Source organism: Shewanella sp. Isolate7 (assembly GCF_022398425.1).
Lineage (GTDB): Bacteria > Pseudomonadota > Gammaproteobacteria > Enterobacterales > Shewanellaceae > Shewanella.
This window is the reverse complement of the sequence record NZ_JAKEVJ010000048.1, coordinates 24,460-36,895: the sequence shown is the minus strand read 5'-3', so window position 1 is coordinate 36,895 and position 12,436 is coordinate 24,460. Positions and strand designations below refer to the sequence as shown.

The 12,436-nt window shown below is 55.1% G+C and carries 11 protein-coding genes; all 11 read left to right on the top strand.

All coding sequences use genetic code 11. The annotated features are described in order from the left end of the window. Positions 1-238 precede the first annotated feature (238 nt). Entirely contained in the window at positions 239-1,327 is a 1,089-nt protein-coding gene (locus L1D47_RS13390) for a HAMP domain-containing sensor histidine kinase (protein WP_239885504.1), read from the top strand. Next, on the top strand, positions 1,320-2,663 hold the full coding sequence (locus L1D47_RS13385) for a sigma-54 dependent transcriptional regulator (RefSeq protein WP_239885502.1): 1,344 nt from the start codon (positions 1,320-1,322) through the stop codon (positions 2,661-2,663). Before L1D47_RS13390 ends, L1D47_RS13385 begins: the two co-directional genes overlap by 8 nt. Before the next feature lie 168 nt (positions 2,664-2,831). Beyond that, entirely contained in the window at positions 2,832-3,164 is a 333-nt protein-coding gene (gene fliE / locus L1D47_RS13380; protein WP_041510635.1) for a flagellar hook-basal body complex protein FliE, read from the top strand. 58 nt (positions 3,165-3,222) lie between these two features. Continuing rightward, the gene (fliF, locus tag L1D47_RS13375; RefSeq protein ID WP_239885500.1) at positions 3,223-4,920 is read left to right on the top strand and encodes a flagellar basal-body MS-ring/collar protein FliF; all 1,698 of its coding nucleotides are present in this window, start codon (positions 3,223-3,225) and stop codon (positions 4,918-4,920) included. Continuing rightward, a complete protein-coding gene (gene fliG / locus L1D47_RS13370; RefSeq protein WP_041510637.1) occupies positions 4,913-5,956 on the top strand; it encodes a flagellar motor switch protein FliG in 1,044 nt (347 codons plus the stop codon). The genes fliF and fliG overlap by 8 nt, the downstream gene beginning before the upstream one ends. Beyond that, positions 5,956-7,026, top strand: a complete 1,071-nt coding sequence (gene fliH / locus L1D47_RS13365) for a flagellar assembly protein FliH (protein ID WP_239885498.1) — start codon at positions 5,956-5,958, stop codon at positions 7,024-7,026. The genes fliG and fliH overlap by 1 nt, the downstream gene beginning before the upstream one ends. Further along, complete coding sequence (fliI, locus tag L1D47_RS13360; RefSeq protein WP_239885496.1) at positions 6,998-8,338, top strand: flagellar protein export ATPase FliI; 1,341 nt, start codon at positions 6,998-7,000, stop codon at positions 8,336-8,338. Before fliH ends, fliI begins: the two co-directional genes overlap by 29 nt. A 29-nt stretch (positions 8,339-8,367) precedes the next feature. Continuing rightward, on the top strand, positions 8,368-8,814 hold the full coding sequence (gene fliJ / locus L1D47_RS13355) for a flagellar export protein FliJ (protein WP_239850059.1): 447 nt from the start codon (positions 8,368-8,370) through the stop codon (positions 8,812-8,814). Between the two features lie 227 nt (positions 8,815-9,041). Beyond that, positions 9,042-10,733: a flagellar hook-length control protein FliK gene (locus L1D47_RS13350; RefSeq protein WP_239885494.1), complete on the top strand. Its 1,692-nt coding sequence runs from the start codon at positions 9,042-9,044 to the stop codon at positions 10,731-10,733. Between the two features lie 99 nt (positions 10,734-10,832). Then, positions 10,833-11,354: a flagellar basal body-associated protein FliL gene (gene fliL, locus L1D47_RS13345; RefSeq protein ID WP_239885491.1), complete on the top strand. Its 522-nt coding sequence runs from the start codon at positions 10,833-10,835 to the stop codon at positions 11,352-11,354. A gap of 42 nt (positions 11,355-11,396) precedes the next feature. Continuing rightward, the gene (gene fliM, locus L1D47_RS13340) at positions 11,397-12,422 is read left to right on the top strand and encodes a flagellar motor switch protein FliM (RefSeq protein WP_239885489.1); all 1,026 of its coding nucleotides are present in this window, start codon (positions 11,397-11,399) and stop codon (positions 12,420-12,422) included. The last annotated feature ends 14 nt before the right edge of the window (positions 12,423-12,436 follow it).

Here is a 12,436-nt window from a genome sequence, read left to right as displayed (position 1 = left end):
CTGTTATACCAATCGTAATAAATAATTGATCATTCTAGCTTGTTAAAACGCTCGATAACTGTATTAGTATTTTTAATTGTAGAATAACTACTTATCTAAAAATCCTGCTTTGTTCTCAAGCGTTTTTCCTGCGCTATTTCTGATCACATATTTACTGTGATTGGTATTAATTATGAATTTTTAATTGGCATATTCCCTGCATTAACTTGCTTAGCAGCAAATTATTGACGGAGTGGTTATGGCCGCGAATCCAAAGGTGGCATATACAGCGCAGGCGCAGGTAGCTCTGGCTCCTTCCCAAGTCGTGGGCGGCGAGGTGGCAAACGATGCTATCTCCAGCCGCATGGAACATATACTCCAGGCCATGCCATCGGGCGTGGTGATCCTCAATGGCGATGGCATAGTGACCGACGCCAATCCCGTTGCCGTGCAGTTGCTGGGGCAGCCCCTGGCTGGCATGCGCTGGCTGCAAGTCATCAATCGCGCCTTCTCGCCCCAAGATGACGATGGCCACGAGGTCTCATTGAAAAACGGCCGCAGGGTAAAGCTGGCGATCACCCCCTTAACCCCTGAGCCAGGTCAGTTGATCGTACTGACGGATCTGACCGAAACCCGTCTACTGCAGAAGAACCTGTCTCATCTGCAACGCCTCTCTGCCTTAGGCAAGATGGTGGCGAGTCTGGCCCACCAGGTACGCACGCCGTTGTCGGCCGCCTTGCTCTACGCGGCTAACTTAGGGAGTCCTAAGTTGACGCAGGCCTCAAGGGAGCGTTTTCAGGGTAAGCTTATCGACAGGCTCAACGAGCTGTCGCAACAGGTCGACGATATGTTGCTGATGGCCAAGGGGCGCCAGCAGGAGTTGACCGATGTCTGCAATATGCAGCAGGTCGTGGACTCAGTGATGGCCAACTGCGAACCGATTGCCGAGCGTAAAGGCTGTCAACTGCACCTTAAACTCGACTCTCAGCAGCAGTTTAAGGCTAACGCGGCGGCGCTGAGCTCGGCGATCAATAATCTGGTGATGAACAGTATCGAGGCCGGTGCCAGTCAGATCTGGCTGAGTGCCCAAGATGAGGCAGATTCTATTGCCTTCGAGGTGATAGATAACGGTAAGGGGCTAGATGCCGGCATGCAGGAGAAGGTGTTAGAACCTTTCTTTACCACCAAGTCGCAAGGGACTGGCCTGGGCTTAGCCGTTGTGCAGACGGTTGTTGCCAATCATCAGGGCCGCCTGCAACTCAATTGTATTGCGGGAAAGGGATGTCGCGCCTCGTTTAACCTGCCGGCTGTTGAGGCCGAATCTAGGCTGGAGGTAAGCCATGGCTGAAGCCAAGATATTACTCGTTGAAGATGACGCGACGCTGCGCGAAGCCCTGGTGGATACCTTGTTGCTGGCACAGTATGAATGCGTCGATGTCGAATCTGCCGAGGCGGCTATCCTCGCGCTCAAGGGGCAGGATTTCGATATGGTGATCAGCGACGTGCAGATGGAGGGGATAGGCGGCCTTGGCCTGGTGAATTATCTTCAGCAGCATAATGCCCAGATCCCCATCCTATTGATGACGGCTTTTGCCACCATAGACAGTGCGGTCAGCGCCATTAAACTTGGCGCGGTGGACTATCTGGCGAAGCCTTTCGCGCCTGAGGTGTTACTTAATCAGGTGTCGCGTTATCTCAAACCTAAGCTGATCGAAGATCAACCTGTGGTCGCCGACGAACGCAGTCTGGCGCTCCTGGCGCTGGCGCAGAAGGTGGCCCAGTCCGATGCCTCCGTGATGATCATGGGGCCGAGCGGCTCGGGTAAAGAGGTGCTTGCCCGCTATATTCACCAACACAGTCAGCGGGCTGGTGAGCCCTTCGTGGCGATAAACTGCGCCGCGATCCCGGAAAATATGCTCGAAGCCACCCTGTTTGGTTATGAGAAGGGTGCCTTTACCGGCGCCTATCAGGCCTGTCCCGGCAAGTTTGAACAGGCCCAGGGAGGCACACTCTTGCTTGATGAGATCTCCGAGATGGAGCTCGGGCTGCAGGCCAAGCTCCTCAGGGTCTTGCAGGAGCGGGAGGTCGAGCGTCTCGGTGGCCGTAAGACCATCAAACTCGATGTGCGCGTGCTGGCGACCTCGAACCGTGATCTTAAGGCCATGGCAACCAAGGGCGATTTCAGGGAAGACCTCTACTATCGCATCAATGTGTTCCCGCTGACCTGGCCGGCGCTGCATCAACGCCCGGCTGATATCTTGCCGCTGGCGCGGCACTTAGTGTTGCGCCATACCAAGGCTGCCGGTTTAGCCGTGGCGCCAAGCCTAGATGAACAGGCGAGCAGGCGCCTATTGGGCCACAGGTGGCCGGGTAACGTGCGAGAGCTGGATAACGTGGTACAGCGCGCCCTGATTTTGCAAACAGGCGAGTTTATCACGGCCAAGGATATCGTTATCGATACCCAGGATGTGATACTTGAGCACATAGGTGAGAGTGAGAAAACCAACGAGCCTGAAGGCCTGGGGGATGAACTTAAGGCCCAGGAGCATGTGATCATCTTAGAGACCCTCAATCAGTGTAATGGCAGCCGTAAACAGGTGGCCGAAAAACTGGGGATCAGTGCCCGAACCCTGAGATACAAGATGGCGCGCATGCGTGACATGGGGATTCAGATCCCGGCCTGATAGGTTGTGCGCGATATAGCCTAGCTCTGTCGCTGGGGCATACCTTTCATCATAAGCCGACACCCAGTAAAAGTGGGTTTGTCGGCTTTTTCTATTTTTGGCAAACATATTGCATTGGTCTGAATAAGAATAGATTTCGTCAATTTCACGACGATAGCGGAGGCCAAGATGCAGATAGGTGCCAATTCATTACTGCAAGAGATGCAGACACTCACGGGCGAGATCAAGCCTAATGGGATCACACCTAATATCACTCAGCAGGTGGCGAACACCAGCGGCAGCGACTTTGGCAGCCTCTTGTCCGAGGCCGTAGGCAATGTCGGCGCGCTGCAGGCCACATCCTCCTCCTTACAGGCACGCCTGGACATGGGCGATACCCGAGTGACCCTGTCCGACACTGTGATTGCCAGAGAAAAGGCCAGCGTGGCATTCGAGGCCACGGTTCAGGTACGTAACAAGCTGGTGGAAGCCTACAAAGAGATCATGAGTATGCCTGTCTAGGCATGGATCCCCTAAAGATTAAGAAAGATAACGGCAGGTATTTATCGTGAGCACAGATATGGTAGTCGGAACTGGCGCTGGCACAACACAGGATATGGTGGCAGGCGGCGTACAAGAAGAACATAAGCCCAGCGGCGGAATGTTTGGCGGTGTCGACATGCTCAGACAGATCACTATGATCCTGGCGCTGGCGATCTGTCTGGCATTGGCCGTCTTCGTCATGTTGTGGGCCCAGGAGCCCGAATATCGTCCGCTGGGTAAGATGGATACCCAGGAGATGGTGCAGGTTCTCGATGTGCTGGACAAGAACAAGGTCAACTATCAGATCGATGTCGACGTGCTAAAGGTGCCGGAAGATCAGTACCAAGACGTCAAGATGATGCTGAGCCGTGCTGGTATCGATAACTCGCCGAGTCGTGACGACTACCTGTCAAAAGACAGCGGCTTTGGCGTCAGCCAGCGCATGGAGGCCGCCAGACTCAAGAACAGCCAGGAGCAAAACCTGGCACGTACCATCGAAGAGTTAAAGAGCGTGAGTCGCGCCAAGGTGATCCTGGCCATTCCTAAAGAGAACGTATTTGCCCGCAATCGCTCTAAGCCGAGCGCGACCGTGGTGGTTAATACCCGTCGTGGTGGACTGGGTCAGGAAGAGGTCGATTCTATCGTAGATATCGTCGCCTCGGCGGTACACGGCCTCGAACCGACCCGCGTCACGGTGACAGACTCTAACGGCCGCCTGTTAAACTCAGGCAGCCAAACCGCAGGTTCGGCGCGGGCGAGACGCGAGCTTGAGCTAGTTCAGCAGAAGGAAGCCGAATACCGCACTAAGATTGAATCGATTCTGATGCCGATTCTGGGGCCGGAGAACTTCACCGCCCAGGTCGACGTGAACATGGATTTTACCTCTGTCGAGCAGACCGCCAAGCGTTATAACCCGGATCTACCTGCCGTGCGTAGCGAGATGACGGTAGAGAACAACTCTACAGGTTCTAGCACTGGTGGCATTGCCGGCGCGCTGAGTAACCAACCGCCGATGGAAGCCAATATTCCTCAGCAAGCCACGGGGGCGAATTCGCAGGAGCAAAGCATGCCGGGTTCTAGCCACAAAGAGGCGACCCGTAACTATGAGCTCGATACCACCATCAGTCATACTCGCCAGCAGGTTGGGGTCGTCAGACGGGTCAGCGTGTCTGTCGCCGTCGACTTTAAGACCGGGCCGGCAGGTGAAGAGGGTCAGGTGACGCGCGTCGCCCGTACCGAGCAGGAGCTGAGCAACATACGTCGTCTGCTCGAGGGCGCGGTAGGCTTCAACACCCAGCGCGGCGACATGATAGAAGTCGTGACTGTGCCTTTCATGGACCAACTGGTTGAAGAAGCGCCGGCACTGGCCATCTACGAGGAGCCTTGGTTCTGGCGCGCCATCAAGCTGGTCATGGGCGGGCTTATCATCCTGGTACTCATACTGTTCGTGGTACGTCCTATGCTCAAGCGCCTGATCTATCCCGATGGACAGAAGATGCCGGATGCGCCCACTCTGGGTGACGAGTTGGCGGAAATTGAGGATCAGTATGCCGCCGACACCCTTGGCATGCTCAATCGTCCCGATGCGGAATACAGCTACGCAGACGACGGCTCAATTTTGATACCGGATCTGCACAAAGACGATGATATGATAAAGGCCATACGTGCACTGGTGGCCAACGAACCTGAGTTGTCTACGCAAGTCGTCAAGGGATGGTTACAAGAAAATGAGTAAAGAGAAAGAGATCGACACAGCCAGTGGCGAGTTTAACACCAAAGATCTGACCGGTATCGAAAAGACCGCCATCCTGCTGCTTAGCCTCAGCGAAGCAGATGCCGCCTCGATTTTAAAACACCTCGAGCCTAAGCAGGTACAGAAGGTGGGTATGGCGATGGCCGCCATGAAAGACTTTGGTCAAAACAAGGTGATTGGCGTACACAAGCTGTTTCTGGAGGAGGTACAGAAATACTCCTCTATCGGTTTCAACAGCGAAGAATTTGTGCGTAATGCCCTGACGGCAGCCCTGGGTGAAGATAAGGCCGGTAACCTTATCGAGCAGATCATCATGGGGGGCGGCGCCAAGGGACTCGAGTCGCTCAAGTGGATGGACGCCCGTCAGGTCGCTACCATCATTCAAAACGAACACCCGCAGATCCAGACCATTGTATTGTCATATTTGGAGCCGGATCAGGCGGCCGAAATTTTTGCCCAGGCGCCTGAGAATACCCGTCTCGACTTGATGATGCGCATCGCCAACCTCGAAGAGGTACAACCGGCGGCGCTGCAAGAGCTTAACGACATCATGGAGAAACAGTTTGCCGGTCAGGGCGGTGCCCAGGCGGCGAAGATGGGCGGCCTGAAGGCGGCAGCCAACATCATGAACTACCTGGATACGGGCGTCGAGAGCCAGCTAATGGAGACCATGCGCGAGACAGACGAAGAGATGGCGCAGCAGATCCAAGATTTGATGTTTGTCTTCGAAAACCTGGCCGATGTCGACGACATGGGTATTCAGACCTTGCTGCGTGAAGTGCAGCAGGATGTGTTGATGAAGGCCCTTAAGGGGGCGGACGATCAACTCAAAGAGAAGATCCTCGGCAACATGTCCAAACGCGCCGCCGAGCTGCTTAAAGACGATCTCGAGGCCATGGGCCCAATACGGATCAGCGAAGTGGAAGTGGCTCAGAAGGAGATCCTCTCTATCGCTCGTCGTCTGAGTGACGCAGGGGAGATCATCTTAGGTGGTAGTGGCGGAGAAGAGTTCCTCTAATGACCATGTCCGGTGACAAGAAAGCCCAAGAGGGCCAAGACACACAAGGGACCCAAGCCGATTTTAGCCATTGGCAGCTGCCCGATGTAACCCCTAGCGTGGATGAGCCCAAGGAGAATATGTTTGGGCGCATTGCCCCGCAAAAGGCCGCCAAGCCGGTCGATGAGCCTGTGATGCCGCCCACCTTGGAAGAGATAGAATCGATCCGCGCCGAGGCCGAGGCCGAAGGCTTTGCCCAGGGCCAAGCAGCCGGTATGGCCAAAGGGCTGGAAGAGGGGCGACTCCAAGGATTGGAGCAGGGGCATGAGGAAGGTTATCGTCAAGGCGAAGCTCAGGGAATGGAGGCCGGCCTTACCGAGGCGAAACAGACCATTGCTCAATTTGAAGCCTTGATGCAGCAGCTATCAATGCCACTCTCATTGCTCGATACCGAAATCGAACAAGCCTTGGTACAACTTAGCATGACGCTGGCCAAGGCGGTGATTGGCCACGAGTTAAAGACACACCCCGAACATATTTTGGCGGCCCTGCGTCAAGGTGTCGACGCGCTGCCGCTCAAAGAGGAGGGAGCCCATCTGCGTCTGCACCCCGACGATCTGGCGATTGTCGAGCGACTCTATGAGAGTGCCCAGCTGACGAGAAACCGATGGGAATTAGAGGCCGATCCCACCTTGGGCCGCGGCGAATGCATAGTGAGTAACAGTCGTAGCCGGGTCGATATGGGCCTTGAGCATAGAATAAAAGCCGTATTCGATAAGCTGGTTGCCAGTGAAGAACGCCTGGAGCAGCAGAGGTTGCAACAGCTTGCCGCGATGGAGAAGGTCCCCGAGCCTCAACCCCAAGATGCAGAGGCAGCACAAGGCGGCCATAAGGTGACAGGAAGCCTGGAAACTGACAGGCAGGAAACTGACAGCCAGGAAACTGATACTCAGGAAACTAATACCCAGGAAGCTAAAAGCCAGGCCGCTGTCGATACCTCGACACAGGTAGAGCAGGGCGAACAGCCAATACCTGGTGATGCACCGCAAGAGACGAGCCCAGATGAAGACACGTCAAAGCCGACTACTTGATAAGCTAAGACACCATACCCAGGCGGTCGCGCCATTTATGCCCGAGGCGTCGGGTCAGCTGGTGCGCGTGGTGGGTCTCACCCTGGAGGCTACCGGTTGCAAGGCGCCCGTGGGGAGCCTGTGTAGCATTGCCACCATGGCTGGGGATCTGATCGCCGAGGTAATAGGCTTCGACGACAAGCTACTCTACCTGATGCCCATCGAGGAGCTCAGTGGGGTGATGCCTGGCGCCAAGGTGACGCCACTGGGTGAGCAGACCGGGCTGAATGTCGGCATGGGCCTGCTTGGCCGCGTGCTTGATGGTAATGGCGCGCCGATAGATGGCCTGGGCCTGCTGCATACCGACCAGAGAGCCACTCGCCACGCCACCATGTTAAACCCCCTGGCGCGACGCGCCATCAGCGAACCCTTGGATGTCGGCGTTCGCGCCATCAACGCCATGTTGACCGTGGGTAAGGGCCAGCGTATGGGCCTGTTTGCCGGTTCCGGCGTGGGTAAGAGTGTGCTGCTGGGCATGATGACTCGGGGGACCACGGCCGATGTGATCGTGGTGGGCCTAGTCGGGGAACGTGGCCGAGAGGTCAAAGAGTTTATCGAAGAGATCCTGGGGGCCGAGGGACGCGCCCGCAGCGTGGTGGTGGCGGCGCCCGCCGATACCTCTCCGCTGATGCGCTTAAGGGCCTGTGAGACCTCGACCCGCATCGCCGAGTACTTTCGCGATCTGGGTTATAACGTGCTGCTCTTGATGGACAGCCTGACCCGTTACGCCCAGGCGCAGCGTGAGATTGCCCTAGCGGTCGGTGAGCCACCTGCGACTAAAGGTTATCCGCCTTCTGTGTTTGCCAAGTTGCCCAAACTGGTGGAGCGCGCCGGTAATGGCGGCGCAGGACAGGGCTCTATTACCGCTTTTTATACCGTGCTCACCGAGGGGGACGATCTGCAAGACCCCATCGCCGATGCGGCGAGGGCGATCCTCGATGGCCACATCGTATTATCGCGGGCGCTAGCCGATTCTGGCCATTATCCCGCCATCGATGTCGAGGCCTCTATCAGCCGTGTGGCACCAATGGTGATCAGCGATGCGCATCTCGAGGCTACGCGGCGGGTGAAGCAGATGTATTCTCTGTATCAACAGAACCGCGATCTTATCTCTATCGGTGCCTATACCCAGGGGAGCGACCCACGTATCGACAACGCCATTCGGCTGCAGCCTGCCATGAATGCCTTCTTGAGGCAGACCATGAAGGAGGCCATCAGCTTCGATTCCAGCGCCTTGATGCTGGGGCAGTTAAGTGCCCAGTGTCAGGTCTAGTCTGGCACTAATCCGAGAGCGAAACTGCCATGGCGAAACATGATCCCTTAGAGACAGTACTCAAGTTAGCCCTCGATGCAGAGGAAGCTGCGGCGACTCAGCTTCGAGGTGTGCAGCTGACCCTCAATAAGTGCCGCCAGCAGCTCGATGCCCTTCGGCAGTACCGTCTGGACTATATGAAACAGATGGAAGGTAAACAGGGCCAAGTGATTGCCGCCAGTAGCTATCATCAATTTCATCAGTTCATTCGTCAAATCGATGAGGCGATCGACAAGCAGGTATTCGCCGTCGCCGAAACCGACAAGCAGCGTGTGAAGGCGCAGGAATATTGGCAGGGTAAGCAACAAAAGCGCAAGGCGGTCGAGTTGTTGTTGAGCCATAAGGCCGAGGCTAAACAAAAATTTGAGGCTAAACAGGAACAAAAGATGATCGACGAGTTTGCCTCTCAGCAGTTCTTCCGTCAGTCCACTCGTTAACCTTTGCCCTTCGGTGAGAGCTGCGGAGACATTCGCCGCTTTCCCCCTTAGGCCTCTCTTCTCAAACCGCGTCTTTTTTAATCCTAGTTGTTATTAACTTGGCATTTTTATTGCTAGATTTTGGTTAGTAAGGGCTATTGAGTCCATAGCGACAGCGAATAATTGACGCTCGGGCGGCACGTGAACTTAGCGAGCCCCAAATGAGTGTTGGAGGAAGCATGCCACAGATGACCCAGATACTCCTATCCAATGTCGAGTCCGGCAAAGAGAAAGGCGGGGTGTTGCCCAGTTCGTCCGAATCGACTGCCGAGTCAAAGTCAGAAAACAAAGGTTTTTCAGAGGCTTTGGCTAAGGTAAGCAATCAGGATGAGAAGAGTTCACCGGCGAAGTCTCGCCCGCAAAACCCGGGCGATAACCTGGCTGCTGGCGATAGCGTCGCCAAGGCCGGTGCTAAGCAAGCTAAGGACTCTGATCAGGACAAAGATAGCGACGATGTCTCCCATGTGCTGGCGCAGATCCAGCTTGCCAACAAGTTGGGGGATGAGGCGGAGCTTGCCGCCGACGGCGTCATTTTGCCGCCGGGTGAAGGTGATGGTGAGTCTTCTGCCGATAACGAGTTGTTTCCTAGCTTGGTTAAGGGGGCTAAGGATAGAGTCGACGGTGAAAAAGAAGTGCTAGAAGGCATAGGCGACTCACTTAAACCTGGCGCCGGGGACGATCATATCCAGCCAGTTATCAATCCTAATGGATTAGGGAGCGAGGCTATCCTTGCGCATCTTCCCGATGACGCCCTGAATGAGGTGGTGGCCCAGACGGGTTTGTCCGAGGATGAATTGATGGCCTTGCCGCCCCAGATGCTAGAGGGGCTTATTCATGGTGTGACTGATAAAGGAAAGCTGGCTCAGGGCCAAGGCAAGGCAACTGAGACCGATGAGGCAAATCTCGCGGCGCTGATAAGTGACGCCAAGAAGTATCTCGCCGCCCTAGCCGGTCAATCGCAAACCCCGGCGGCTTCTTCTCAAGTTGGACCATCACAGACGGCTGGCGCTGCCAGTGACTCTCCAATCAGCCAAGCTGGTATTGGTCAGGCAGGTCTTGGTCAAGTTGAGTCCAGCCAAGGAGGCCTAGCCTCTGTCATGAAGGCGAACGGCTTAGATGGTGCGGGCGATGACAAAGGGGCTAAAGTCATATTGGGCGAGGCCAAATTCGGTGAGTCTAAGTTGGGTGAGTCTAAGTTTAGTGAAGCCAAGCTAGCCGTCGAGCAGACACAAAACAGCGTTGGCAAACTTGCCGAAGCCCGTGGCGATGCCAAGGGGGCGCAAGCGCTCTTGAGGGAGGCTAACCTCTCCGTTGCCATGTCGTCAAAGGTTGGCGACATGAGCGATGTTGCACCTGATACTAAGCTTAATGGCTTGTCGATACAGGGATTACAGGGGGCAAGAAGCGAGGCCATCCCGCAATATCAGATGTCTATCAAGCCTCAGGGTGAACCTGTGGTTCAGATGCAGGAGATGATCCAAAAGTTCTCCCCCGTGATGCGTCAGCAGCTGGTGGCCATGGTGAGCCAAGGTGTACAACAGGCGGAGATTCGCTTGGATCCCCCCGAGCTTGGCCACATGATGGTACGGGTTCAGGTGCAGGGTGATCAGACTCAGGTGCAGTTCCATGTGACTCAGACCCAGACACGGGATCTGGTCGAGCAGGCTATCCCACGTCTGCGAGAGCTTTTGGCCGAGCAGGGGATGCAGCTGACCGACAGTAACGTCTCCCAAGGCGGTAAAGAGCAGGATGGCAGCGGCGAGCAGGGCGAAGGAGCCGGCCATGGTCTGGCTGAGATGGATGAAATTTCGGCAGAAGAGAGCCTGTTAGTGTCGAATAACGCAACAAGTTATCGTTCGGGTATAGATTATTACGCGTAAGCAGGTAACCTATAGGTTGGTATGATTGCCCAATCGTTTGATATGCGCTAAAAAATCATGACTATGCTGAGTGTAAGCCGAGCGTGATAGGGATAAGAGATGGCGGAAGAAGAATCGTTAGAACTTGAAGAAAATGTAGAGCCTAAGAGTAAGAAGAAACTCATTATCTTCGCGGCCGTAGGGGCACTCTTGGTGATCTTGCTGGGCGTGGGGGCCTGGTTGTTCTTGTCGGGCGACGAGCCGAGCGATGATGGAATGGCCGAAGGGGAGCAAACCGAGCAGAGCGAGCCGGCAAATAGCCGTGAAGCCTTCTATGTGGGGATGCCAAGGCCCTTCCTGTTTAACCTGCCGGGACAGAATCGCTCCCGTCTGGTGGAGATCAAGGTGCAGCTCATGGTCCGGGGCTCTGACGATGATGTGTTGATCAAGAAGCATATTCCGCTGATTGAAGATGCTCTGCTGACTACCTTTAGTAGCGCAGATGTGCAGAAGCTCAGTTCCCTTGCCGGTAAAGACGAGTTGCGACAATTGGCGCTGCTGAATGTGCAAAATACCCTGCAACCGATGACCGGACGTAAAGTGGTTGAGAAGGTGCTGTTTACCGGTTTCGTGATGCAGTAATGCCGGTATTCTCAAAGCTAACAAGTATGATAGGACGATATTGTGAGTGATCTATTAAGCCAAGACGAGATTGATGCGCTACTTCATGGTGTCGACGATGTCGAAGAGGAAGAGGTGAGTGACGCGCTCGATGCGCGTGCCTATGACTTTTCATCACAAGATCGTATCGTTCGTGGTCGCATGCCGACCCTGGAGATCGTCAACGAACGTTTTGCGCGTCACCTGAGGATCAGCATGTTCAACATGATGCGTCGTGCGGCCGAGGTGTCAATCAACGGCGTACAGATGCTCAAGTTTGGCGAATATGTTCATACCCTGTTTGTTCCGACCAGCCTGAACATGGTGCGTTTCAGCCCCCTGAAGGGGACGGCGCTGATCACCATGGAGGCGCGTCTGGTCTTTATCCTGGTGGATAACTTCTTCGGCGGCGACGGCCGTTTTCACGCCAAGATCGAGGGGCGGGAATTTACCCCGACCGAGCGGCGTATCGTACAGCTACTGCTGAAGATCATCTTCGAAGATTATAAGGAGGCCTGGGCGCCCGTGATGGATGTCGAGTTTGATTATCTCGACTCCGAGGTGAACCCGGCCATGGCCAACATAGTAAGCCCCACAGAAGTGGTGGTGGTGAGTTCCTTCCACATCGAGGTGGATGGTGGCGGTGGTGACTTCCACATCACTATGCCATATTCCATGATCGAACCGATCCGTGAATTGCTCGACGCCGGCGTGCAGAGTGACACCCAAGATACCGACATGCGTTGGTCCCAGGCGCTTAAAGATGAGATCATGGATGTGGAGGTGGGCATAGATGCCACCATAGTCGAGAAAGAGATCTCGCTTAAGGACGTGATGGGCTTTAAGGCTGGCGATATTATTCCGGTGGAGATGCCAGAGTATATCGTGCTGCGGGTCGAGGATCTGCCCACTTATCGCTGTAAGCTAGGGCGTTCGCGAGAGAATCTGGCACTGAATATCCGGGAGAAGATCCCACGGCCCGAGACGGTAAAGACCGAGCTGCAACTGGTGACTAAGAAGAGTAAGTCTCGGGATCTCAACAATATTTAATGGAATGCGTTTAA